The 25,901-nt window shown below is 46.3% G+C and carries 25 protein-coding genes; 1 reads left to right on the top strand and 24 read right to left on the bottom strand.

What is annotated here, in order from left to right; all coding sequences use genetic code 11:
* Window positions 1–6 precede the first annotated feature (6 nt).
* The 10 genes from fliE to sucC form a co-directional block, all read right to left on the bottom strand.
* Complete coding sequence (gene fliE / locus KJS57_RS06230; RefSeq protein WP_211021521.1) at window positions 7–303, bottom strand: flagellar hook-basal body complex protein FliE; 297 nt, start codon at window positions 301–303, stop codon at window positions 7–9.
* Window positions 304–345: 42 nt separating this feature from the next.
* Complete coding sequence (gene flgC, locus KJS57_RS06225) at window positions 346–795, bottom strand: flagellar basal body rod protein FlgC (RefSeq protein WP_213654132.1); 450 nt, start codon at window positions 793–795, stop codon at window positions 346–348.
* Window positions 796–801: 6 nt separating this feature from the next.
* Window positions 802–1,209: a flagellar basal body rod protein FlgB gene (gene flgB, locus KJS57_RS06220; protein WP_213654131.1), complete on the bottom strand. Its 408-nt coding sequence runs from the start codon at window positions 1,207–1,209 to the stop codon at window positions 802–804.
* Between the two features lie 398 nt (window positions 1,210–1,607).
* On the bottom strand, window positions 1,608–3,014 hold the full coding sequence (hslU, locus tag KJS57_RS06215) for an ATP-dependent protease ATPase subunit HslU (protein WP_213654130.1): 1,407 nt from the start codon (window positions 3,012–3,014) through the stop codon (window positions 1,608–1,610).
* Window positions 3,015–3,031: 17 nt separating this feature from the next.
* Complete coding sequence (gene hslV, locus KJS57_RS06210) at window positions 3,032–3,574, bottom strand: ATP-dependent protease subunit HslV (protein ID WP_211021343.1); 543 nt, start codon at window positions 3,572–3,574, stop codon at window positions 3,032–3,034.
* A gap of 69 nt (window positions 3,575–3,643) precedes the next feature.
* A complete protein-coding gene (trmFO, locus tag KJS57_RS06205; protein ID WP_213654129.1) occupies window positions 3,644–4,963 on the bottom strand; it encodes a methylenetetrahydrofolate--tRNA-(uracil(54)-C(5))-methyltransferase (FADH(2)-oxidizing) TrmFO in 1,320 nt (439 codons plus the stop codon).
* A gap of 39 nt (window positions 4,964–5,002) precedes the next feature.
* Window positions 5,003–7,105 carry a type I DNA topoisomerase gene (topA, locus tag KJS57_RS06200; RefSeq protein WP_213654128.1) on the bottom strand — a complete coding sequence of 701 codons (2,103 nt, stop codon included), beginning with the start codon at window positions 7,103–7,105 and terminating at the stop codon, window positions 5,003–5,005.
* Window positions 7,106–7,222: 117 nt separating this feature from the next.
* Window positions 7,223–8,311 (bottom strand): DNA-processing protein DprA, encoded by a 1,089-nt coding sequence (gene dprA, locus KJS57_RS06195; protein WP_213654127.1) that lies wholly within the window; start codon window positions 8,309–8,311, stop codon window positions 7,223–7,225.
* Window positions 8,312–8,399: 88 nt separating this feature from the next.
* Entirely contained in the window at window positions 8,400–9,329 is a 930-nt protein-coding gene (sucD, locus tag KJS57_RS06190) for a succinate--CoA ligase subunit alpha (protein WP_213654126.1), read from the bottom strand.
* Window positions 9,330–9,363: 34 nt separating this feature from the next.
* On the bottom strand, window positions 9,364–10,524 hold the full coding sequence (gene sucC, locus KJS57_RS06185) for an ADP-forming succinate--CoA ligase subunit beta (protein WP_213654125.1): 1,161 nt from the start codon (window positions 10,522–10,524) through the stop codon (window positions 9,364–9,366).
* Between the two features lie 447 nt (window positions 10,525–10,971).
* Here sucC and KJS57_RS06180 point away from each other — a divergent pair, with 447 nt between their 5' ends.
* Complete coding sequence (locus tag KJS57_RS06180; RefSeq protein ID WP_213654124.1) at window positions 10,972–12,573, top strand: YifB family Mg chelatase-like AAA ATPase; 1,602 nt, start codon at window positions 10,972–10,974, stop codon at window positions 12,571–12,573.
* Window positions 12,574–12,772: 199 nt separating this feature from the next.
* Here KJS57_RS06180 and KJS57_RS06175 read toward each other — a convergent pair whose 3' ends face one another.
* The 14 genes from KJS57_RS06175 to KJS57_RS06110 form a co-directional block, all read right to left on the bottom strand.
* Entirely contained in the window at window positions 12,773–13,228 is a 456-nt protein-coding gene (locus tag KJS57_RS06175) for a YraN family protein (RefSeq protein ID WP_213654123.1), read from the bottom strand.
* Window positions 13,221–13,526: an EscU/YscU/HrcU family type III secretion system export apparatus switch protein gene (locus KJS57_RS06170; RefSeq protein WP_211021335.1), complete on the bottom strand. Its 306-nt coding sequence runs from the start codon at window positions 13,524–13,526 to the stop codon at window positions 13,221–13,223. Before KJS57_RS06170 ends, KJS57_RS06175 begins: the two co-directional genes overlap by 8 nt.
* Window positions 13,523–15,610 (bottom strand): TP0910 N-terminal domain-containing protein, encoded by a 2,088-nt coding sequence (locus tag KJS57_RS06165; RefSeq protein ID WP_213654122.1) that lies wholly within the window; start codon window positions 15,608–15,610, stop codon window positions 13,523–13,525. Before KJS57_RS06165 ends, KJS57_RS06170 begins: the two co-directional genes overlap by 4 nt.
* Window positions 15,611–15,853: 243 nt before the next feature.
* Window positions 15,854–16,471: a ribonuclease HII gene (gene rnhB / locus KJS57_RS06160; RefSeq protein ID WP_213654121.1), complete on the bottom strand. Its 618-nt coding sequence runs from the start codon at window positions 16,469–16,471 to the stop codon at window positions 15,854–15,856.
* A 292-nt stretch (window positions 16,472–16,763) separates the two neighbouring features.
* The gene (gene ylqF / locus KJS57_RS06155) at window positions 16,764–17,627 is read right to left on the bottom strand and encodes a ribosome biogenesis GTPase YlqF (RefSeq protein WP_211021332.1); all 864 of its coding nucleotides are present in this window, start codon (window positions 17,625–17,627) and stop codon (window positions 16,764–16,766) included.
* Window positions 17,628–17,674: 47 nt separating this feature from the next.
* Window positions 17,675–18,298 (bottom strand): signal peptidase I, encoded by a 624-nt coding sequence (gene lepB, locus KJS57_RS06150; protein WP_213654120.1) that lies wholly within the window; start codon window positions 18,296–18,298, stop codon window positions 17,675–17,677.
* Between the two features lie 100 nt (window positions 18,299–18,398).
* Window positions 18,399–18,743 carry a 50S ribosomal protein L19 gene (gene rplS / locus KJS57_RS06145; RefSeq protein ID WP_211021330.1) on the bottom strand — a complete coding sequence of 115 codons (345 nt, stop codon included), beginning with the start codon at window positions 18,741–18,743 and terminating at the stop codon, window positions 18,399–18,401.
* A gap of 327 nt (window positions 18,744–19,070) precedes the next feature.
* Entirely contained in the window at window positions 19,071–20,183 is a 1,113-nt protein-coding gene (locus KJS57_RS06140) for an Ig-like domain-containing protein (protein WP_213654119.1), read from the bottom strand.
* Window positions 20,184–20,194: 11 nt separating this feature from the next.
* Window positions 20,195–20,536, bottom strand: coding sequence for a hypothetical protein (locus KJS57_RS06135; protein ID WP_213654118.1), 342 nt, complete (start codon window positions 20,534–20,536; stop codon window positions 20,195–20,197).
* Between the two features lie 174 nt (window positions 20,537–20,710).
* Complete coding sequence (locus KJS57_RS06130) at window positions 20,711–21,691, bottom strand: hypothetical protein (RefSeq protein WP_213654117.1); 981 nt, start codon at window positions 21,689–21,691, stop codon at window positions 20,711–20,713.
* A 95-nt stretch (window positions 21,692–21,786) separates the two neighbouring features.
* Window positions 21,787–22,125, bottom strand: coding sequence for a hypothetical protein (locus tag KJS57_RS06125; RefSeq protein WP_213654116.1), 339 nt, complete (start codon window positions 22,123–22,125; stop codon window positions 21,787–21,789).
* A gap of 518 nt (window positions 22,126–22,643) precedes the next feature.
* The gene (locus tag KJS57_RS06120; protein WP_213654115.1) at window positions 22,644–23,891 is read right to left on the bottom strand and encodes a phage portal protein; all 1,248 of its coding nucleotides are present in this window, start codon (window positions 23,889–23,891) and stop codon (window positions 22,644–22,646) included.
* Entirely contained in the window at window positions 23,891–25,474 is a 1,584-nt protein-coding gene (locus KJS57_RS06115) for a phage terminase large subunit family protein (protein WP_244861423.1), read from the bottom strand. Before KJS57_RS06115 ends, KJS57_RS06120 begins: the two co-directional genes overlap by 1 nt.
* A gap of 15 nt (window positions 25,475–25,489) precedes the next feature.
* Window positions 25,490–25,873, bottom strand: coding sequence for a hypothetical protein (locus tag KJS57_RS06110; RefSeq protein ID WP_213654114.1), 384 nt, complete (start codon window positions 25,871–25,873; stop codon window positions 25,490–25,492).
* Window positions 25,874–25,901 lie beyond the last annotated feature (28 nt).

Genomic DNA, 25,901 nt, shown 5'->3' with positions numbered 1-25,901 from the left:
ATTTTATTAAATTTGCGTACGCATTATCTCTTGATAAGCTTCTATCACTTTATTTCTTACTTGCGTAGTCAACTGCAAACTTAACATGGCTTGCTCCGAAGCGATCATTACTTGATCCGCGCTTACTTCACCAAGCAGAAATTTATTATTCATGGCTGCCACGTTCTTCTCTTGTGCAGCTACTCCGTCCAAAGCATTGCTCAAGTATGAGCTGAATTCCTTCATGGACTCCGCAGGGGTGGGAGCAACCGGTTTACTCGGTGCGACGACGCTGTCTACTGACTTTAAAGTATTAAAGTTCATTGCCTGAATCAAAGATCAACACTCCTAACTCCTTATGAATTTCTATTTCCCGATTTGAAGTGCTTTCGTCATCATAGCCTTCGTGGCATTCAATGCTGTGACGTTAGCTTCATACGAGCGGGAGGCGGAAATAACATCCACCATCTCTTTCAACGTGTCCACATTAGGCATATATACATATCCTTCGCTGTCCGCATCGGGATGACTCGGGTTGTATACCGGTTTGAACGGGGCCGCATCTTCCTTGATCTGCGTGATTTTAACCCCTTGACTGGAGGTGGTGGTTCCCATCGCGGAATTCAGAGCCTGTCCAAATTCTGTCTTCATCGGGGACATGACCACCATTTTGCGGCGGTACGGAACCGCCTTGCCGTCCACTACTTGAGCTCTAGTGGTTTCTGCGTTGGCGATATTGGAGGAGATGACATCCATCCGTAGGCGTTGAGCCGTCAATGCCGAAGCGCTGATACTGAAACTATTGCTGATTTTCAAAATCGATTATCTCCCTTCCAATGCAGTGCGCTTCATTTTAATTTGGTAGTTGACCTGTTCTATGTAGGCATTGTAGCGAAGCTGGTTTTCCGCCAATTGCGTCATTTCGCTTTCAATATCTACATTGTTCTCATTGTTGTTCATAGCGGTTGACCGATCCGTCAGCACTGCCGGTTCCTTTAAGCGGGACGATAGACCTATGTCGAAATGTTTTGCGTTTGTGCGCCGTCCTTCCAAAGTCGGAGTCGAATCGTTTATCTGGTCTTGCAAAAGGCTTTCAAAAGATACGCTAGATCGTTTGAAATAAGGGGTGTCCACATTAGCGATATTATTGGCAAGAACCCCCTGCCTAAGATTGGCTGCCTGTATTGCTGATTCCAGCCGCTGGAATCCGATACCATTCAATAATTGCATTTAGCTGCCCCCCTAAAAAACAAATCCAAAAATCCAAAATCACTAGAAATACGTATTCAACGACTCCCTAAACAATTCCTCTTTTTTCGACAATAATCTCATATTTCATGTCTTTCAAACGTCCTAATGTAGAATAAAAGTATAGAATGTCATATATCCTAAGTTTCATGGAGATTGGATTTTATTACAATAAGAAAAAAGCACTATCTTTGACGAAATTAGCGATATTTTTTGCACTTTTTGAAAATTTTTCAATTTTTTCGAGTTATCTCGACACAATTTCAAATTTTATAATTTCAATCGATTTAGTAGTAATAATGACAAAAGGCCGTAAAACCCAAATTACTTGGGTCTTACGGCCTTAAAAAAATCAAAGTGAACAGAATAACAGGTCCCGATTACAGAATATACTGGCTTAAATCTCTGTCCTTGGCAATGTCCCCAAGCTTCTCACGCACATATTCGGGGGTAATCGTCATTTTATCCAACGTTAGCTCCGGAGCTTCGAATGACAAATCCTCAAGTAGTTTTTCCAAAATCGTATGAAGCCTTCTCGCTCCGATGTTCTCCGTATTCGCATTAACGTTGGCCGCGATAGCTGCGATTTCCCGAATGGATTCGGGAGAGAATTCGATCTCAATCTCTTCCGTCCGCAGCAGCTCGATATATTGCTTGGTCAGGGCGTTTTTGGGCTCCGTCAAAATCGATACGAAATCCTCCAACGACAAACTGCCCAATTCCACCCGGATCGGGAAACGCCCCTGAAGCTCGGGGATAAGATCCGATGGTTTGGCGACATGAAAAGCGCCAGCGGCAATAAAGAGAATATAGTCCGTTTTGACCGGCCCGTATTTCGTCATTACCGTAGACCCTTCCACAATCGGCAATATGTCACGCTGCACCCCTTCACGGGATACATCCGGTCCGGAGCCTTGGCCTTTGCTTGCTACTTTGTCGATTTCATCAATGAAAATAATGCCGGACTGTTCGGCACGTTCCACCGCTTCCTGGGTAAGATCATCCTGGTCGATCAGCTTGGAAGCTTCTTCCTGGGTCAACACTTTCCGTGCTTCCTTGATGGACAGCTTTCTTTTCTTCGTTCGACGTGGAAGCAGGCTTCCGAACATCTCCTGCATATTCATCCCCATCTGATCGTTTCCTTGCCCGGCAAACATATCCATCATTGTCGGAGAGTTATCTTCAACCTCGACCTCGACGATATCATTCTCCAGTTGCCCGGCCAATAGCTTGAATCGGACCTGACGGCGGCGTTCCGTCAAATTGCTGTCTTCTTCAGGGGTATCTTGCGTTGTTTTATTATCGTTCGCATTCTGGTTTCCGAACAGCATTTCGAACGGATTGCGGGTGTTCTTGGATTTACTTTCCGATGGCACGAGAATTTGGACCAGCCGTTCATTCGCCAGTTCCTCCGCCTTATCCTTCACTTTCTCCGTCCGCTCCAGCTTGACGGTCCGAATAGCAATTTCGACGAGGTCCCGCACCATGGACTCCACGTCTCTCCCCACATAGCCGACTTCCGTAAACTTCGTTGCCTCCACCTTAATAAAAGGGGCGCCTACAAGCTTGGCCAGACGACGGGCAATTTCTGTTTTACCCACACCGGTGGGTCCGATCATCAGAATGTTCTTCGGTACGATTTCATCCTGGACATCTTCGCTGAGCAGGCTGCGGCGGTAGCGATTGCGGAGTGCCACTGCAACGGACTTCTTCGCCTGCTTCTGTCCCACGATATATTTATCCAGTTCAGCAACAATTTGTCTCGGCGTTAAATTCCCGTTTGACATAGGTTACGTCCCCCCGATCACAGTTCTTCGACAATAATGTTGCCGTTAGTATATACGCAAATCTCCGAAGCGACCTGGAGCGCTTCACGGGCTATATCCTTTGCTTCCAGCTGCGATGCATGGCGTTTGAGCGCCCGGGCAGCCGACAAGGCGAAGTTCCCCCCTGAGCCTATGGCCAGCACATCATCATCGGGCTCGATGATTTCTCCGCCGCCTGAGATCAGTAGCATGCCGGTCTTATCCATTACGATCAGGAGCGCCTCCAGCTTACGGAGCACGCGGTCCTGTCTCCACTCTTTAGCAAGCTCTACAGCGGCTCTCTGAAGATTTCCGTGATGCTCTTCCAGCTTGCCTTCGAATTTTTCAAACAACGTGATCGCATCCGCCACCGAGCCGGCAAAGCCGGCAAGTACTTGACCTCTATACAGCCGGCGGACCTTTTTCGCTGTCTGCTTCATGACGACGCTCTCGCCGAATGTAACCTGTCCATCTCCGGCGATCGCTCCCTTACCGTTCTGACGGACGGCGCAAATCGTGGTAGCATGAAAACTAGGAACCATGGATACCGCTTCCTTCCTTTACGTTTTTACTCAAGATCTGCCTTTACTAGGCTATGTTTCAACTTGGCTCTATAACCCCTTACCGTCTATAAAAGAACGCAAACTGTCCAGCGCGCGATGAGCAAGCGCCTCGTTTTTCTCAGCCTTTTTGCGGTACCGCTTATCCAGTTTCGGGAACAAACCGAAGTTGGCGTTCATCGGCTGAAAATGTTGGAAATCGGCGGTCGTGATATAGCGCGCCATGCTGCCGAGTGTCGTATCTTCCGGGAAAACGATGCCTTCTTGTTCTCTAAACGCATTGGCGGCGTTGATCCCGGCGATCAAGCCGGAAGCAGCAGACTCCACATAACCTTCCACGCCCGTCATTTGACCGGCGAAAAAGAGGGTCGGACGCTTTTTCAATTGATACGTCGGCTCCATCAGCTTCGGCGAGTTGATAAAGGTATTGCGGTGCATAACCCCATAACGGACAAATTCAGCATTCTCCAGACCGGGAATCATGGAAAATACCCGTTTCTGTTCCCCCCACTTCAAATGGGTCTGGAAGCCCACCAGATTGTAAAGTGTTCCGGCCGCATTGTCCTGACGCAATTGTACTACGGCGTGCGGCAATGTGCCCGTGTGGGGATTTACAAGGCCAACCGGCTTCATCGGGCCGAATAGCGCCGTTTGCTTGCCCCGGCGCATCATGATTTCGATCGGCATGCAGCCCTCGAAATAGACTTCTTTTTCAAATTCCTTCAGTTGTGCAACCTCGGCTGTGATCAACGCTTCGTAAAAAGCGTCGAATTCCTGCTCCGTCATCGGGCAATTGAGATAAGCGGCTTCTCCTTTATCGTAACGCGAAGCCAGATACACCTTATCCATATCGATCGAGTCCTTCTCCACGATCGGAGCGGCCGCATCATAGAAATAAAAGTAGTCTTCCCCGGTCAGGCTGCGGATCTGCTCGGATAGTGCCGGTGAAGTTAGCGGACCCGTCGCGATAATCACGATGCCTTCCTGCGGGATTTCAGTAATCTCTTCATTCACAACCTCCACGAGCGGATGCTCATGGAGCGTTCTGGTAATCTCGCCGGAAAAGCCGTCCCGGTCGACGGCTAGAGCTCCCCCCGCTGGCACGGCATTACGGTCTGCCGATCCCAGAACGAGCGAGTTCAGCATCCGCATTTCTTCTTTTAATACGCCTACCGCGTTAGTGAGGCCGTTCGCACGCAGCGAATTACTGCATACGAGCTCCGCAAATTTGTCAGTGTGATGCGCCGGCGTCTTCACCACCGGGCGCATTTCATATAAAGTCACGGGCACGCCCCGGCTCGCGAGCTGCCAGGCAGCTTCGCTGCCGGCAAGCCCTGCGCCGATGACGGTCACCCTATTTGTATCTGCCACGCTAAATCCCCCCAGATCATGCTGTTCTTTTTCTTATGCCTATTCTTCCGCCGCATCATCGTCCTGCTCTTCAATTTGCTCCACGAAATCACAAGAGGTACATTGAAGCTTGCCCCCTTGCTTGTTCCGCTTCTCCACCACCAGTGAGCCGCATTTCGGGCACGGTTTCGGTGAAGGCTTATCCCAGGAAACAAAATCGCATTCCGGATATTTGTCGCAGCCGTAGAACACTCTGCCTTTCTTGCTGCGGCGTTCGACGACGTGACCTTCCTTGCATTTCGGACAAGTTACTCCGATATCCTTGATGATCGGCTTTGTGTTGCGGCAGTCGGGAAATCCCGAGCAGGCCAGAAACTTACCGAATCGGCCAAGCTTATACACGAGCGGCTTACCGCATTTCTCGCAGATTTCATCCGAAACCTCATCTTCGATCTCGACTTCTTTCATTTCTTCCTCGGCCACACGCAACCGTTTTTCGAACGATTCATAAAACTCGCCGAGCACCCGTACCCAATCTTCGGAGCCCTCTTCGACATGGTCAAGGTCTTCTTCCATATTGGCGGTAAACTCCACGTTGAGTATTTCGGGGAAAAACTGCTCCGTTTGCTCGATTAAGAGTTCGCCTAATTCAGTTGGCACAAACTTCTTTTCTTCAATTGCAACATACCCGCGCTTTTGTATCGTCTCCAAGGTCGGTGCGTACGTACTCGGACGCCCGATGCCGAGTTCCTCCAGCGTCTTGACCAGACGCGCCTCGGTATAGCGCGGCGGCGGTTGGGTAAAGTGTTGTTTCGGCTCGATTTCTTCTAATATGAGCTGTTCTCCTTTATGAAGAGGAGGCAGAAATTTATTATCATCCGTCGTGCCGTCGTCATTGCCTTCTACATAAACCTTCATGAACCCGGGAAAACGGACTTTCGAACCGACAGCTCTGAAAATGGCATCTCCTGCGGCAATATCAACCGACATCGTGTCCAAGACTGCAGATGCCATTTGGCTGGCCATAAAACGCTCCCAAATCAATTTATACAACCTGAATTGATCCCTACTCGTAAACGCTTTGACCGACTCAGGGTCGCGCAACGCAGAGGTAGGACGGATCGCTTCATGCGCATCCTGGGCGCTGGCTGCCTTTTTGGAATATTGACGCGGGGATTCAGGAGCATAATCATCGCCGAACTTACCCGTTATATATTCTTTGGCTTCTTCCTGGGCTGAAGAGGCAATCCGCGTCGAATCTGTACGCATATAGGTAATCAAACCGACAGTGCCTTCTTTGCCCAGATCGACGCCTTCATAAAGCTGTTGGGCGACCGACATCGTTTTGGCGGCGCGGAAATTCAGCTTGCGCGCGGCTTCCTGCTGCAGGGAACTGGTCGTAAAAGGAGCGGCAGGATGTCTTAAACGTTCCTTCTCCTTCACTTCGGTGACACTGAACGCAGACTCCCCAATCGATTTCAAAACATCTTGAACCTGCTGTTCATTCTTTAGCTCCAGCTTTTCGCCATTAAATTTGTGAAATTTTGCTTCGAACGAAGTATCGTCCGTTTTAAGTTTTGTCGTAATGCTCCAGTATTCTTCCGGCACAAATTCGGAAATTTCGTTCTCACGGTCCAACACGATCTTTAACGCAACGGATTGAACACGCCCGAACGACATGCCTTTCTTGATTTTCTTCCAGAGAAGCGGACTAACTTTGTAACCGACCAGGCGATCCAAAATCCGTCGTGCCTGCTGGGCATTGACCAAATCCATGTTGATCTTGCGCGGGGTCTTAAAAGCATCCTTAACGGCCTGCTTCGTTATTTCATTGAACACGACTCGGCAGGTCTCCGTCTGGTCCACGTCCAGGACATGGGCCAAATGCCAGGCTATCGCTTCACCTTCGCGATCGGGGTCAGCCGCCAGATAGATTTTTTTGACTTTCTTACTGGCATCCTTCAATTCCTTTAAGACGGAACCTTTTCCTCTTATAGTTATATACTTTGGACTGAAGTCGTTCTCGACTTCAACCCCGATTTGGCTTTTGGGCAAATCACGCACATGACCCATTGAAGCTTTCACGATGTATTTGCTCCCTAAATATTTGCCAATCGTCTTCGCCTTGGCAGGCGACTCCACGATGACGAGTGAATCCGCCACAGGTTCATCCTCCTCTCAAACAGTCCGTTACTCTTATGCATCATTTAAAATCAGGGCTATCCTTTAGATAAAATAGTATATAGTCTTCGTTTCAAGCCACTCTCGGTTAGGAATGGACTATATAATCTTATAAACAGAACCGGGTAATTGAACTACCGCTTTTTTCATGATTAAAGATAACAGAACTGAATGTAAAAGTCCAAAATCCCACCCGGACTCGTTCATCAGCTCTTCAAAAGTGGAGTTCCCCTGCTCCAACATATGGTATATGCGCCGCTCGTCTATTGTCAACTCGTTTCTCGGCGGCTCCTGTGTGACTGAGGGCGAAGCGACTGAAAGCAGGTGCTCGTATTCTTCCAGAATATCACTTGGCTCCGTCACGATTTTGGCCCCTTGCTTGAGCAGTCCCAGCGTTCCTCGGCTTTTTGGCGAAGTTACGGGGCCTGGCACGGCAAAGACGTCGCGGCCTTCCTCGAGAGCCTGATCCGCCGTAATCAGCGAGCCGCTGCGCATATCCGCTTCCACTACTACTGTTCCCCGGGTCATTCCGGCAATGATGCGATTCCGCTGGGGGAACATGCCGGGGTGCCCCTTAGTGCCTATCGGATATTCGGATACAATTAATCCCTGCTCCACAATTCGCCTGTAGAGCGAGGCATGCTCACGGGGATAGATTTCATCGACGGCCGTCCCCAGAACCGCAATCGTAGCTCCCCCGGCTTGGAGCGCAGCCTCATGGCAAACGCCGTCTATGCCTCGTGCCAATCCGCTGACGATCGTGACTCCGCGAGAGCATAATGCTTCGGTTAGGATGATGCCGACTTTACGACCATAAGCTGTCGGCATGCGCGTCCCGATCATTGCAATGGAGAGGTCTGCCAGCAGTCTTTGGTTGCCGACCGTATACAGTACCCAAGGGGGTCTGCCCGTTTCCTTCATTAATATAGGATACGCATCGTCAAAAACGGTGACCGGAACAACCCCCTTCCGTTCCATCAGTTCCATCCGCTCTTGAATCCAGGATGCCTTAAAATGCCCGGCCATCTTTAGAGCCAGTTCCGCCTCCAGTCCGCATTCCATCCAATCGCCCGGAGAAAATTGTAATGCATGTTCCCAATCCGTTCTGTTGGTTACAATGTCGGAAATCCGTTTCCACCCCAATCCCGGACTTTCATGCAGCCCGATCAAAATGCTGTGTTTATCCATTTTCATCCCCCATTCACAAAAAAAAGCAACCTTCCGCCCATAGGGATCAGAAGGTTGCTTACCTTTACCTTATTATAACAGATTTACCTTAGTGTGTCGTGCAGCTATTCAGGATGCCCCGTTCTTCAAGCACGCTGACGAGCGTAGAGCCCATTTCGGACGGAGTCGGAGCTACACGGATGCCGCACTCCTCCAGCTTCGAGATCTTTTCTTTCGCGGTACCTTTACCGCCGGAAATAATCGCGCCAGCATGACCCATCCGTTTGCCCGGAGGAGCCGTTACACCGCCGATAAATCCTACGACAGGTTTTTTCATGTTATCACGGATCCATTCAGCAGCTTCTTCTTCCGCTGTGCCGCCGATTTCACCGATCATGATGACTGCATGCGTTTGTTCGTCTTCATTAAACATCCGCAAAATATCAATGAATTCCGATCCCTTCACCGGATCGCCGCCGATACCGACCGCGGAGGACTGTCCGATACCGCGAGTCGTCAGTTGATGAACCGCCTCATAGGTTAGCGTTCCGCTGCGTGAAACAACGCCGACATGGCCGGGAAGATGAATATACCCTGGCATAATACCGATCTTGCACTCGCCAGGCGTAATGACGCCCGGACAGTTTGGCCCGATCAGAATTGTATTTTTTCCTTCCATATAACGCTTCACCTTCACCATATCCAGCACCGGAATACCTTCCGTGATGCAAATAACCAGTTCCAGTTCAGCTTCAACCGCTTCAAGTATGGAATCCGCGGCAAACGCCGGCGGCACATAAATGACACTGGCGGTAGCGCCCGTAGCCGCTTTGGCTTCTCTTACCGTATTAAAGACGGGGAGACTAACGGTTTCCCCGTTTTCGAGCGAAATATCTACCGAGGTCCCGCCCTTGCCCGGAGAAGTTCCTCCGACCATTTGCGTCCCATAATCCAGCGCCCCTTTAGCGTGGAACAAGGCGGTTTTCCCTGTAATTCCCTGGGTAATGACTTTTGTATTTTTATCGACCAAAATACTCATACTTCGAGCCTCCCATCATGGATAAGGTGTTTAGTTACGATACGAGTGCAACGATTTTTTGGGCCCCATCGGCCATGGAATCCGCAGAAACGATAGCCAGTCCCGATTCGGCGAGAATCTTCTTGCCGAGCTCGACATTGGTTCCTTCCAGACGAACCACCAACGGACGGTCCAGGCCGACCTGCTTGGCCGCTTCAACAACCCCGGAAGCGATAACATCGCATTTCATGATGCCGCCGAAGATGTTAATGAATATTCCTCTCACCTTCGAATCCGACAAAATAATCTTGAAGGCTTCCGTAACCTTCTCGGCCGTTGCACCGCCGCCCACATCCAGGAAGTTGGCCGGGTCGCCGCCGTAATATTTAATAATGTCCATCGTAGCCATAGCCAAGCCCGCACCATTGACCATGCAGCCAATATTGCCGTCAAGGGCGATATAGCTAAGATCGAACTTGGATGCTTCGATTTCCTTCTCGTCTTCTTCCTCCAGATCGCGCAGAGCCAAAATATCCTTATGGCGGAACAACGCATTGGAATCGAAATTAAGCTTGGCGTCCAGCGCCATCACGTCGCCGTCTCCGGTAACTACGAGAGGATTGATCTCGGCGATAGAGCAATCCTTATCGACAAACGCTTCGTACAAGGCAAGCATGAATCCTGCAGCCTTATTCACCAGCTCTTTAGGAATGTTGATGGCAAAAGCCAGTCTCCGAGCCTGGTAAGGCTGGAGCCCAAGTGCCGGGTCAACGATTTCTTTGAATATTTTTTCAGGCGTATTCGCCGCTACTTCTTCAATTTCCGTTCCGCCTTCTTCCGAAGCCATCATAACGACGCTTCCCGTGCCCCGGTCGACCACGACGCCGACGTAATATTCCTTCTTAATGTCGCAGCCTTGTTCAATGAGCAGGCGTTTTACCTCTTTGCCCTCCGGCCCTGTCTGGTGCGTGACCAGTACTTTGCCAAGAATCTCCTGTGCATAGTTCCGTACTTCATCCAAATTTTTAGCAACTTTCACGCCGCCGGCTTTACCCCGGCCCCCTGCGTGAATCTGCGCCTTTACAACCACTACCTGGCTGCCTAGCGCCTCCGCCGCTTCTACGGCCTCATCAACCGTAAATGCCACCCGTCCTTCGGGAACAGCGACACCATACTGCTTCAGAACTTCTTTTCCTTGATATTCATGGATATTCATGCTTGGAATCCTCCTATCAACAGGCGGTATTAGAGGTATAGCTAAATGATTAAACCTAAATAATTGTACCATGTTTTTAAAACGCTTTCCTTAAAAAGTTCATGATTTATACACAACTTTTTTATATCGTTTTCATCTCATTTCGAGATCAATCACAAACTTGTAAGGTATTATTGTGTGAATTCTATCGAAAAAATAATATCAAATTGCGATCATTATCGATAAAATTCATCTTTTTTCACCATAATATCTTCTTGGATAAATGTGAACTTAGCACTTGCATTCTTGAAATCTTGAAAATCCCAATATAGAGCTATTGACTTTTTCAGGATAAAATTCTAATATACGGACCAAGAGTATATCGGAAAATATGGAAGCACCTTTTTTCCACTAGGACGGCCGCACGCATTGAACGGCCGATACAAACGGGAGAGAGGTGCTTTTATTATGTATGGCAAACTGTACAGCGCTTGTTTATATGGCATTGACGGAGTAATGATCGAAGTGGAGGTTGACCTGTCGAGCGGTATCCCCCAGACTCATGTCGTCGGTCTTCCGGATTCCGCGGTCCGTGAAGCCGTAGACCGCGTCCGGGCTGCGATCAAAAATTGCGGGTATACCTTCCCGCTCCAACGGGTCACTATTAATCTTGCTCCGGCCGACCTCAGGAAAGAAGGAACTGCTTTCGATCTGGCGATTGCACTAGGACTGTTGATCTCCAGCGGACAGGTCGCCCTGCCTGAAAACGAGCGTATCCTAATTATCGGCGAGCTATCGCTTGAAGGGGCGCTGAGACCCGTTCCCGGCGTTCTGCCCATGGTTGATTTGGCCAGGCGTCACGGCTTTCATTCCGTTCTCGTTCCGGAGGGCAATGTTCCGGAAGCGTTACTGCTGGACGGAATCACCGTATACGGACTTAGTCATTTAAACCAGCTGTCTCCCGAAGGAATGGGATCGCGAGGATCCCGGGGCACGGAGGATTCGCTGATACTTGAATCGCTGGCCCATTTGCAGCGGAGCCCACTTCCGCCTTCCTCAGAGCCCTCAACTAACGCTCATGGCTTATCCAAACCACCGGAAAATTACAGCGATGTGTTGGGTCAGCGGCACATTAAACGTGCGCTTACTATAGCGGCGGCAGGTATGCACAACATCATGCTTATCGGTCCTCCGGGTACCGGAAAAACCATGCTGATCCGCAGGCTGCCGACCATTCTTCCTCCGCTGACCTCCGGTGAATCCCTGGAGGTCACCAAAATTTACAGCTCCGCAAGCAAATTCAATCCATCGGAAACCGGTTTGATCACGGAACGGCCGTTTCGCGCTCCGCATCATACTATTTCTGGCGGAGGTATGGTCGGGGGCGGCAGCATTCCCAAACCTGGAGAAGTTAGCCTGGCCCACCGCGGCGTATTGTTTCTGGACGAGCTCCCCGAGTTTTCGCGTCAGGTGCTTGAAATGCTGCGCCAACCGCTGGAAGAACACCGGGTAACGATTAGCCGTTCCAGGGCTTCGTTTACTTTTCCGGCCCGTTTTTTGCTGGCAACTTCGTTAAATCCTTGTCCTTGTGGTTTTTCCGGAGCTGAGCCTCCACAGCCGGTGTGCACCTGCAACCCCTATCGCATCGCCCAGTATCGGGAAAAGCTCTCCGGACCGCTGCTTGACCGGATTGATATGCATGTGGAGGTGCCGCGGCCAACCAACTGGCAAAACGACGCTTCCCCGCTATCTTCGGAAGAAATGCGGTTCGAGGTGGAGAAAGCCGAGCAAATCCAGCTCCACAGATACCGCAACCAAGGAATTTCCCGCAACAGCGAGCTGTCCGGCAGCGCTCTGCGGCGTTACGCCAAACTGCATCCAGATGCAGGATTGTTGTTAAAATCCTCTTTCGACGCTCTTGGCCTAAGTATGCGGGCCCATGACCGCATTTTAAAATTATCCCGGACCATCGCCGACCTGGATGGCTGCTCCGAGATTTTGGCCGGTCATGTGGCTGAGGCGATCCAGTACCGGCATTTGGACAAGCGAAGTCAGGATACGATGTTTTAATGGCTCTCCTTATATGACTGAAAAACCCGCCAATGCTTGATGCATTGGGCGGGTTCTTTAGGTTTCAGTTATGGAATCGTCCTCTTATGTAGATTTATTGGTTTTGCCGGACCTATTCCCCTTTGTCCACTTTTAGGCGGACATTTTTCTATTTTGTCCTTCTGGAATGGACAACCCCCTAAGCACTCACAAATTATTCTTAAAATGCGGCGATTACATGATTCAAAGACTCTGCTTCTCCATCGGGCGTTAACACTATACCGATCATGTCAAAGCGAATAGGGGCATTGCTCTTCGAGTTATGGTGCAAATAAACAGCCGCCGTATCTCGAACTTGTTTGATTTTGCGCGGAGTAACCGATTCGGCAGGCGTACCGAAGCCGTTGGTACGACTGCTTCTGCTGCGCACCTCCACAATAACAAGAATATCACCCTGCCATGCAATGAGATCCAGTTCGCCGGTACGGCATCTCCAATTCCTTTCTTGAATGATGTAGCCTAATCCTGCCAGGTGTTCGGCCGCTAGCTGTTCAGCGCGCTGCCCGAGAGCTTTTCGACGATCTGCGGGACGTTTCGTAAATTCGCCTGTATTACCTGCACCAGATAAATTTGCTTTATGGGGATTATGGGAATTATGGGCTTTACGCTCACTCACGCTTCATCCCTCTTTCCGCAAGTTTATCGGAACGGTATATAAAGCTTAATATCTCGGCAACCAGGGTATATAGCTCCGGGGGAATCTGGCGGTCCAGATCCAATTTCGAAAGGACTTCGACAAGTGCGGCGTCTTCTTGGACCGGTATCGCATTTTCATGTGCCAATTCCAGAATTCTCTCCGCCAAAAGCCCGCTCCCTTTGGCAGTCACCACCGGCGCTTCATTTTGCATAGGATCATATTTTAAGGCTACCGCCTTTTTGTAACTGACAGATACTTCATTCTCTTTCTTGCTCATACCCGGTAATCCACCCCTTTATAGGGGCTTGGCGCATAGGACTGCGATTGCCCCAGCTCCTGGCCCGTACTCTCCCCTGCTTCCGCGGGAATCAGCGGCTCGGCTTTCAGGGATAACAGCCGGTATCCGGCAGACTCCAAGGCGCTTTCAATTTCCGGCTGTCTGGATTCCAAGAACACGCCCGTAGCTTCTTGCTCGCTGAAAATTTTCAACAGCACTTTTTTATCCGCAACTTGCACGTCGACCATGATCTGACCTAACGCTTTCATTTGCAGGTCAAACCAGAGGCGGCAGTTGGAGGCGTCCAATTCGCCTTTGCGACCGCGCCGGGACTCGATATGGACCGACGCGGTCTGCTCCCCGTCCGGACCGATAAACGGCAGGAACATCGTGACTTGCGCGAATGGCGTGGTCCGGTCCGTAGTCAACAGCAGCTGCTGGCCCGTCAGCTGCTGAACGATCTGCCGGGCCGCCTCCTGGAGCGGCGCAGGCAGATCATCCGCTGCGGCAACCTGCAGCAGCAGGCTCTTTAGCGTGTCGCGGGCGGAATTGCTTGCCGCGGCACCGGTTTCCGGCGCTGGGGCATCCGCCAGCGCCGCTGAAGACAAGGCTGCCTGCGCAGCGGCCTTGTCCCCTGCGACGGCGGGCCCTGCCGGCTGGCCGCCGTGTCCGCCTGGCGCTGCTGCGCCCGCAGCTTCGCCGCGTGGCAGCGGCTGCGTCACCGGCGCGGCTTCAGCAGCGACGCCGCCCGGCAATGCGCCGCCCGCCGCGGGCACGGGCGCGGCTGTGCCGGGCGCCTGCGCATGCTGCGCTGCCTGCGGCGCGCCGCCGCCGCTGGCGGCGGCCTGCTGCTGCGCCGTGCCTGCGGCAGGCGCAGGTTGCGCGGGTTCGCCGGAGGCGCCCGCGCGCAGCACTTGCTGCTCGTGCTCCGCACCGAGCAGCTTCAGCACGCGCCCCACCCACGGCTCAGCCGTGAGGGCGGGGCGTGCCTGTGGCGAAGGCCCTGCGGGCCCTTCGCCCGGCAATGCGGCTGCCGCCGGCTCAGCCGCGGCAGTTGCACCCTTTGCCAGCGCCTCCCGGCCGCTGGCGGCAAGCTGCCCGGCCGTTCCCGCACCGGCCGGCGCCGGCTCCCCATTTGCCGTGCCTTCCAGCAGCACAGCCCCTTTCAGCTCGGCAAGCACTTTTTGCAGCTTTATAAGCAATTGATCGCTCATCGACCCCGTTTGCTGAATTGCCGCTTGTCCAGCACCAGCCTGAGAAGTTGCCGTCGCATTTGCACCCGCCCCCGGTGATGGCACACCTTCCTGAATATCACTTAAGGAGGAGAGAGGCGCTCCTGCACCTGCTTTATTTAACATTGCCGATCTTTCGGCGCCTCCCAAAGCGACAGCCGCCCCTCCAGAAATCCCGGTTCCGCTTTGTCCAGCTGCATTCTCGCCATTCTGTGCCTTTCCTGCGGTAAGTACGGAATTTTCCGGCCCCTCCTGCATCTGAAGCCAGCTTCCCAATTGCTCCTCCAAAGCAGACACCAAACTATGCAACGGCGGACCAAATACCGCCTGATGTAATCCCTTAACGGTTTCACCCGTAAGCGGCAATCCCCGGTTCATTGCAATTCCTATCGCGTGGAACCATTCAGACGTTGGCAGCGAAGCCGGTCTCTGGGCATTTAAACTCAATAGCTGCTTAACATTCTCTTTGGTCAGAGGGATTCCGTTATTCTGCATCAATTGGAGCATTTCCCGGTTTCCGGGAGTATCGTCCATTCCCAAAGCTTCCAAAGCGCTTGCTAACGAAGCCGCAGATAAAGTTCCCGATGCCGGTAACTGAACCGGCTTAAGCTTCATTAAGCCGTCCTCGTTCTGAGGCTGAACCTGCAGCAAAGTCGTTTGGCCTTCTTGCAGCGGCGTTTCGAGAGCCGCATGCAGTTTGACGCCTTGAACTTGTATCACTGCCTCCTGACCGTCCTCCGATACGCTCAATACCGTGCCCCTGACCACCTGGCCCGGCTTCAATTCCAGCGTCTTCGGCGTCCCGGGTTTGGCATCTCCCAACACACTGCGTAGCAATGGTCCGATATTCATAATTTCTCTCCCATCCGCCCTTGATTCATATGGAAAACCCGCCTTGCTAGGCGGGTATTTTTAAAGAGGTTGTTCAAAAAGTCATCTTTCCACGACGAAGCAGATCATGAAGCGGATTCGACGTCGAATCTTGAATTCAGCATGGCCTTCCGTTGCTCACGTACCTCATGTACGCTCCGCTACTCAGTCCCTATCTTCATCCAACCTACTCGGTCATGAAAACCTGACTTTTTAAACTCGCACTTAAAATAGAGTTTGTTCCTCTACAAACAAATTGCGCATAAAGCTTTTACGATGCATGGGGGTAGGCCCTAACGCTTGGATTTGCTCGCGGTGCAGCTTCGTGGCATATCCTTTATGTATCCCAATCCCGTACTCCGGATAACGTGCATCCCATTCTCCCTGGCAAAGCCGATCCCGCGTAACTTTAGCGACAATCGAAGCAGCCGCAATGGACTGACTCGTAGCGTCGCCCTTGATCACCGAAAGCTGCGGAATTTGCGTATCCACCTTTTCCGCATCAATCAGCAAATAATCCGGCACAACGGCCAACTGCTCCACCGCCTGCTTCATAGCGAGACGCGTAGCCTGTTTGATGTTAATTCGATCTATTGTATCCGCATCGGAAAAGCCTATGCCCACCGCAACCGCGTGTTCCATTATAATGTCATATAAATGATCGCGCTTCTTTGCACTCAGTTTCTTGGAGTCATTTACATCCTCGAGTATTAATCCTTGCGGCAAAATAACGGCAGCAGCCACTACATCGCCAAACAGGCATCCTCGTCCCACTTCATCAATGCCCGCAATATGGGGATAGGACTGCCAGTACTCTTTTTCGTACATTAACAAATCACTCATAGTTCCTCCTTCAAATCCCGAACCTAAGTACAAGCTTACTTATCTTGGTCGTTTTTATCAAGTTCATCCGGGCCGCCAACCATCTGGTTTTGGTAATGATTTGGAAGCTATCTGAGATGATACATTACTATATATTATTAATATCGGTAAGCAGCCCCCATTTTGAGAGAAGCAAGCTGCAGAAATATCCATTTTCAGCGTAAAAAAGGCGTAAAACCCATATGGATTTTACGCCTGCTCGTTTTGAATCACTTGTCGTTCTTCCCATCAATTGGAAGACATGTCGTTCAAATCAATAAGGTGCTTCCAAAGTGTATCTGCCCAGTTTTCCGGCCCGAAGCTCGCGGAGCAGAATTCCCGAAGCTTTCTCGAGATCTACGCGTCCGCCACTGACGATACAGCCCCGCTTGCGTCCAATCGCCTCCATAACGGCTACGATCTCATCCGGATTCTCAAAATCCTGAGGCTGATCCTTCAAATCGAACCGTTCCTTGAACGGCTCCCAGTAATATTTCACCAAATATTTAACGCCAAAAAAGGCGATGTCTTCTACATTCAAAATTTCCTCGCGGATCGCGCCCGTAAGCGCCAGCCGGTAACCGACATTCTGATCTTCAAACTTCGGCCACAGAATTCCGGGAGTATCCAGCAGTTCCATCTCTGTTCCCACTTTAATCCACTGTTGACCTTTGGTTACACCGGGACGGTCGCCTGTAGCGGCTATGTTGCGTCCGGCCAAGCGGTTGATCAGCGTAGACTTTCCGACATTTGGAATCCCGACAATTAATGCACGAACCGCTCGGGGATTAATCCCTTTCGCCAGTTGTCTCTCTATCTTTTCCTTCATGAGTTCCTTGGCCATTTGCGGGATTTCCTTAATCCCTTGCCCACTTGATGCATCTGCTTGGATGGCCACATGACCTTCTTGCTTAAAATAATCAATCCACTGTCTTGTTACCGAAGGATCGGCAAGATCCGATTTATTCAGTACGATCAAGCGAGGTTTTCCTTGCAAAATTTCATCGATCATCGGATTTCTGCTGGATAAAGGAAGTCGTGCATCCACCAGCTCAATTACCACGTCAATCAGCTTCAGCTTTTCCTGAATCTGACGCCGCGCCTTGGTCATATGTCCGGGAAACCATTGAATTGTCATGCTCTTTCACCTCTAGCTCCCGATTAGGCACCCCAACCGGATGTCTTTTAATGTTTTATAAACTCAATATCTTTCAGAGGCCAAAAGACGAGATCGGCTCGCCCAATGATATCCCCGTAAGGCACATATCCGATTCTTCGGCTGTCCGTACTATTGGAACGATTGTCCCCGAGTACGAAAACAAATCCTTCCGGCACAGTACCTTCCGGCACTTGTTCATTCGGGAAATTGGCTTCAATATTGTATAGTTCATTATTGTTATGTTTCTCATTCAGAACGTCTTGAATATATGTTTCTTGAATCACTTGACCGTTGACTGTAACCGTATCCCCTTCAACTTTAACCTCATCCCCGGGAACCCCGATCACCCGCTTGATAAAATCACGTCCTTCGGAAGGCACATGGAATACGACGACTTCCCCATGCTTCGGACCACGAATATCATAGATAATCTTGTTCACGATAATTCTTTCTCCGGTATGGAAATTCGGCTGCATCGATGGACCGTCAACGATAAACGGTGCAAAGAAAAGCCAGCGAATCAGGAGGACCAGTACGACGGCGATGACAATAGCTTTCAACCACTCAAGCGCCTCGCTCTTTTCTTTCTTGGGCGGGTCCTGCGGGGAGTCCGACGGGACCGATTGCTCGGATTGAACTTGATGCTCCATGGATCCTGACCTCTCTTTGTTAAGGAATATGTAACGTATCACTGTTTTTAAAAATAGTAAAGGGGCTTGTTCAACCAAGCCCCCCCTGATCGTTAATGAATTAACGACGTACTTCTTTAATTCTCGCTGCTTTACCGCGAAGTTCACGAAGATAGTACAGCTTCGCACGACGCACTTTACCACGGCGAGCCACTTCGATTTTATCGAGTTTCGGGGAATGAAGCGGGAAAGTTCTTTCCACACCTACACCATTCGAAATTTTACGAACTGTAAAAGTTTCGCTGATTCCTCCGCCGCGACGCTTAATAACAACACCTTCAAACAACTGGATACGTTCACGAGTTCCCTCGATAACCTTTACGAACACTTTTAAAGTGTCACCAGGACGAAAGCTCGGAAGATCTTTGCGAAGTTGTTCTTGCGTAATCGCTTGAACGATATTCATCTATGACTCCCTCCTTCCACTCAGGTGTTCATGCCTCTTCCGGAAAAATCTCATGTTTTCCTTCATCATCCGCAGCGGACCACCGAATTCACAACAAAAGAAATCTTATCACATTTTTCAAAGCATAGCAAGGTATTTATGCGCTTCAGAGCTATGCAAAGTGAGATAAATTTCTTCATTTTAAGAAGGAAATGACCACTAACTTTTCATTCCACTAATAAAAATTATAGGGGGTTCATTATCAAGAGTAAAGGGTTCATAAGAAATTAAAAGATAGTGTTCAAGTTACCTATTATAAATATAAACGTATTAGCATTAATTTATTCATTATATTGCTGATTTAACCTGTATTCGTTGCCAAGCAAATACTGTCGTATCACTAACCAAAGTTGCTTTTAATTGTACGTATCCAAGAGCATCACCAGACACAACACATGATGTTCCCGTTTGACTTGTTATTTTTGCAAAGGTTGTTGCACCTGTCTGGCTATCGGCTGTAATTTTCCATGTTACTGGTTCGCTTACAACATCTGTACCTTGTTTAACAATCGCTTCATATGTTTTAGTTCGTCCTTTTGTGACTTCTCCCGGTTTACTACTGCTGGTAATCTCTAACGTATAGGAAACAGCCACATCTTTAACCGTCAATGTAATTGTTTCTTTAATCTGTTCTAACTGTGCATGATGCGCTGTAATCGTCACATTACCGGCTGTAAGCCCCGTTATAAGCCCGTTAGCATCAACCATAGCCACATCAGGGTTAGACGATACAAAGCGTACTGGTGCGTTGTTTGTGCTTGTCCAGGTCAATTGATATGTATTGCCAACGATCACATCAAAATTACTATTGTCGAACTTAACCTTAATATCTAATCCTCCAGCGATACCATTAATTAAATCGTCTGATGGAAGACTTGAATCCTTAGCACAAGTTAAAGCAACCATTCCAGGTTGGCTAAAATCATCTACCCCGGTCACTTTCCACGCCTGACCATTAAGCAAGAACCTAGCACCTAATTTAAGGTTAGAATCCATTGAGTAATTACTACAATTTACAATTATCTCCCCATCTGCTAGTGTAAGTACCTTCCCAGTAGTTATACCTAAATCTGTTGTATTAATATAGCAATCCAGAGTATAAAATAGACTCTCTGAATTAACTATGATTGTATGAGGAAGGAACCTCATGATTCCTTTGAACTTGTTGTAACGTTTTTCATTCACTTCTGATATGACTAGATACTTTTTACCGTTATAAACAACAATATCACCACGGCTAAATGGTGATAGGGAAGTGATTTTCTTATCATCATAGTTTTGTTCAAGGTTCGTATTCGTGATTAACGCCCTAACTTGGTTGTCACGAATCGTTACATCTGAACCCATTTGATCCAGCAAGAATTGAAAATCATCTGTTCCATTATCGAATAAATTAATCATCATATCACCCCTTAGCGATTGAACAACATAAAAGTGCTAGAACCAGTTTCAGATTGATTAATTGTCATGCTTCTTAGTTTGCGTTCAAGTTGATCTATGCGGTTCGTGATTGATTCTGCGAATGACGAAACAGTCATATCATCAATTTTCATGTTCTTGAAGTAATTCGGATTGTTTGCGATGGCTTCCAAGCAGGATAATGCAGTTTGAAGAATAGCCCTTTTGCTTTCATTCGATGAAGTATCATATGTAACGGTAGGGGATAGATTGGATTCCTCTAGGAAAATTGATAATTCGGAATCGGTGAAACCAGATTGTTGGATTTCTAATTTAAGGCGTTCAAGATTATTCATATTGATTGCTCCTTTTATTTTGATTTAAATGACGTTTCATTAGTGAGTTTTAATCTAAATCGTAAAATGCGATTGAGTTTTCATTTCTCAAAGGTTGAGCACCGTTGAGTTATTTCTAATCTGGAAATGAGTTTAGGAAAAAGAAAAAACCGCCTTGATTGGCGGTTAATTGAATTAATCTTGAATGGCTGTAACTACTCCATCTTCTAAATAGATATAACGATAATTAGAGTAAACCCATTGCTCATGAACTCCATACTTTGTAGTTGTTTTATTAATATCCTCTGGGCTTCCCCACTTAGATTTTCTAACCTCATCAGCAGACATTCCAATAGCTGGATTCCGTTTGGAATTCTCAATTCTTATGGCCCTGTCAAGTTCATTTTGATACGCTTCCGCTTCTTCCCATTTCTCTTTTGATTGAATACTAAGCTTCTTTTTCATGAATATATCAGAAAACCTACCATTATAATCCATAGGTATATTAACTAAATAGTACATCATCATTTCTTTATCATTTTCTTGAAGTGACAATTGTGATTGAGCAAAATAATAAATCATTCGACTTTCAGTATCCTCATCAATCTTCATAATGGTTGCAATAGCAATTTCTGAGTAATCATCGTAGTTACCACTTTTAATTTTCTTTTCAAATTCTTCATCAATTCTAATCTGTTCCTCTTTCCCTTTTTGCTTACTTTGTTCAGTTAATTTATCATAATGACCCAATCTTTCTTTATTAAAGGCATCCTTAAACTCTGTAATTTCAGCTTTAAAATTACCATTATACGCTTCAAGATTAATCATATTTAACTTTTTCAATATAGGCTCATACGATATTTTTCCAGTTGCCTTTTCAGTTATGTAATCAAATCTAGCATCCACGTATGAATATAATTCATTATAATTTTCAGCATTTTTATATTCTTCATTTTCGAGTGCCTCTTTAGCTTCTTCCCATTTTCCATTTGTAATTAGCGCAATTACTTCTGACGGAAGCTTCGTCTTTTCAGGAGTGGTTTGTTTTGCTACTTCAGTTTGAATCGAAACATCACTTACTTTAGTAACATTAATCTTATCACTCGCAACGTTTCCACATCCAGATAAAATGGCTAATGATGATAAAGTGAGAAATAAATACTTTTTCATTTTCACATTCCCTCACACCTAATATTTTCCACAATCATATCATTACCGACAATATAGGTACATAGGATTAGACAAAAAATTAGGATAGTGGTCAAGAGGAACTATTCTTTATTTAGTTTTTCATTTATAAACTGCCGAACAAAATCAATATTATCCTTATGTTGAACAGTAATTTCTGCCTCATCATTACTAATGATATTTCTGAATTTCATTGTAATGGGAGAATTACTACCATCCTGAGCAGAGAATATATAAGCCCAATCTTCTGATTTCATGTAACCCTGAATCAAAGTGAACTCCCTGTTACATGCTTCCAATTCCTCCTTGATTGCTTGATCTCGTTTTCGTTCTCCATTTTTACGCTGTTCTTCTTGCTTTGAGATAAAGAACATTTGCTGCTTATCAAAATTGTTATGATAACCGGATTTATTCCAGGCCATAGGAAAGCCCTCCTAATGAGTTATATATGTACCATTCGTCAGGAGGGTATATTTTCCTTTTTCTATTTTTTTCGTTCATGTGAAAAATGACATGCTACAGGCCCTCGTTTCAAATTTGGGGTATCGTCTTTTTGCACTCCAGCCCTGATCTACGCCATTCCATTATCAAAAAAGTGTAAGATAGTACAAATCAGCAGCAGAATAGGCCTAATTACCATTAATTAGTTGAAAATCAGACCACTATCTACATCAGAAAGGGTTCTATATGGTATACAAGGTATCTTATATAGCAGATAGGCCTAGGAATCGGGGAATTGGACGGAAGAGGATAGAAAGACAAGAAATCGCTAAAAAATCGAATGAAAAGGTTAAAAATTCGGCTACCTTTATACATATAATATAAATGGTTTAGTACCTGATACTAATTTATATAATAACAAGCGTGAAATTTTTGACTAATACTAACTATATAAAGTCCTTTGCATTCACGATTACTATAAATTATTCACTCAATCACATTATGATAATTGTTCAATCCTTTCCAACTCGCCCTGTACATCTGTTACATATGGATTATACTCTAATAATGTTTCTAGGCTTAGCCCTTTAATCTCATACAATACTTTTAAGTTATCTGTGATCTCTTTATCGTTGCTCGGTCTCGCATACTGGAACACAATTCCCAAAGTATCGAATTCATCATCTGTAAACTTTACACCGCTTGAAGCAAGCAATGTTCTGAACTTTTCAAACCTTTGTTCAATACCATGACGCAAGAACTTACTATTTAAAGCCCCTTTCAAATCGGCCAATTGGAACAATAGGCGTATTGAAACTTCACTCAAATTTGAGATATCCGTTTTACTCATGCTAATCGCTGGAACGTGGGCAATATCTAGCAAAGCACTGGTCAAAGTTTTATACAATGTTTCAAACGCTTGATAATCAAACTTATTTTGAGCAAAGAAGAAATCAGCGTTATCATCAAGAACAATTCCACCACCAATAATATCCTTTGGTATTCCATCACCTTTAAGTTGTTGCCCCTTAACTACAGGAATGCCTGAAATGTAGTGATAGTATGCATCAATGGCTTTACTTATTAGGTCCTCCATATTGTCGAGTAAAGGTAGAATATCATATAAGTCTGAACGCCCTAAATAACCGATTTCATCCTGATTATGATAAAGGATAGGCAAGCCTCCAGGATTGTTATGACTTGCTACTTGCCTTACTTCTCCGCCTTCATTCGTGTATTTATCAACGCTATCAGGCAAATAAACATTATAATAATCGATATTCTCCACACAATAATGTTCAATTAAAGAGGTATATTCCCCATGATTATCATATACTGGATGGCAATCTGCAGGATCTAGTACCTTTGATTTAATCTGTTTATCCTTGTCAATGTAAACATACTCAGCAACATACCCGTATTTGGTCATTTTATCTAATATATCATAATCAATCTGATTGTATTTACCTCGTTTATAAAGCCGTTTAATTGCATCGGTAACAACCTTATCTCCTGTCAATGTGATTGGTTTAGACATAACATAACCAACACCAAAATTAAGGATAGTCTTAGCATACTGCAGAACAATTTTTCTCGGTTCAAAGACTTGACCATTATAATTATAATTTGGCTTGTTCAGTATTCTATGTTTCCCGCTTATATACTCTTTGATATCTAAAATCTCATTTATTCGCTGCTTATTTCCAAACTTGTTGACTTCTTCAACAAACCAATATTCCTCGTACATTATGCCACCTCAACATAGTATTTATTAGCTTTTATTCCCTGCAATGCGTACATAAATGAATCGACTAAGTCATCATGATCGGATCGAGATTTATTTTCCGTTTTGTTTCCCTTTTCAATAAATGTTTGCATTTGTTTCAACGTCTCTTTGCAATTAATCTGTACTAATTGACATTCAAACATTTCTTTAGCATCCGTCACAGCCTTGTTTTTTGTAACTGAATTGCTGTTCCATCCAAGTTGAAGCCTCGATTTACCTTTGTCAAAATATCGCATTTTAAATAAATTGAGATATGGCTGTTCTCCTTCTCTTAATCGCTCTAATACACTAGTACCAAATCCATTGCGCTCGACAACGATAAACGAGTAATTAAAAAATAGTCCAATCTCTCGGACTATTTCAGCAAACTTATATACAGGTATATCATTCCGATAAAATGAAGCATATTGTTGACCATCCGCACCAAAAACAGACATTGTAGAATAGTCGTTCACACTACCTGACGCAACGTCAACACCTGCAAACATTCGCTGTTTCGGCTTCGGTAAATTATATATTTCTAACCCCTTGCCTATGTATTGTTTTAAAACATCTGGGAAATTATCATGCTTTAAAATTTCCTCTTTCGGCAGTGGAGGAAGTACATAATTTATAGCATCTGCAATTTTAGTTTGTTCGAATACTGACCTACCAGTATTAATGAATGCTTGTATATCTGTAGCTGGATACTCCTGATAAAATTGATTTTTATCCTTATCTTGTAATATGTATTCACGCCACATCAGCATATTAAGGGAACAACCCGATTCATATAATTGTTTCTGTTCCTTGCCTAAATCCTTTGCACTTAGTCGCTGTCCTTTGTTAGAGGATTTATACCATTTCACGGCTTCTTTGATATCATAGGCGAATTGTTTTTCATAAGCGGAGGAATAGAAGGGGAAGAAGAACGCTTTATATTTACTAATTCCTTTTGTTGCTCTATCATAAAGTAATTGAAAGTCATTAAATCCGTTTGCTGTAGATTCCAGTACTATTTTACTTCGCTCTGTCTTTTGAAGTGCCGGTTCTAATGACAACAATATTCCATTCAGATCATCATAAAAAGCAGCCTCCGACAATAAAACATACATAAGATTCATGCCTCTCCCCAGGTCTTTATTTCCTGTGGTTGTGCTGCGGATGGTACTACCGTTACTTAGTACCAGTTCATCACGGTTATCTCTAACAGTTGAGGGAAATATATTGTATTTATTCCTAGGTAGATGTTGATTCATTTTCTTTAACTTAGCGAACAAATCCTTTGCACTATCACCCTTGTATGAAACTATTAAATAGTTTGTATTCGGATTGGTTATCGCCATCCACAAACAATATGCAAGTGAAGCTGTCGTAAACCCTAGCTGCCTTGGCTTCAGTATCAGACTGTATTTATCTGCATTATCTATAAAATGCTGTTGTTGATCATTTAATACAAATGGTACAAGTTCCCCGTCATTATTAACAATTTTAACGAAATTCCGACAGAACAGAGGAAACGAATTAATTATCTTGTCTATCTTTTGCTTCTTTGTTAAAACCATTTACATTTTCCTTTCTTAGATTTCCAACTCATCTTCTTCATCGTCCTGTTGATTCAACCCTTTTATAGCTTCCTTCGCAAATCCTTTAATCTCTTTCCCTATTTGAAGAAGTAACTTAATACTTTTTTCGTCACCCTCTTTTGCCTTGACAGAAAGAGAGTCATATATTTCTTCTAAGTCGGTATCAAATCGAGTATTCAATAATATTGCAACCAGATTTCTATATTCCTCTGACTTTTCCCAAGCGATATATCCGTTCATGGTTTTACTTCCAACCATTTTTAAAAATTCCGATTCATTTTTCGGCTGTTTTGTTTGATCAAAATTCAATTTAAATTTCCATTGAAAATAGAGACGTTTCTTATCTGGAACGCCCCGTAATGCTTCATATATGTTCACTTTTCTTCCATCCTTTCAATACAAAAAG

The organism is Paenibacillus vini (genome assembly GCF_018403325.1).
In the GTDB taxonomy this organism is placed as follows: domain Bacteria; phylum Bacillota; class Bacilli; order Paenibacillales; family Paenibacillaceae; genus Fontibacillus; species Fontibacillus vini.
Note: the sequence above shows the minus strand (reverse complement) of the source record. Positions and strands in the feature narration are given on the sequence as shown.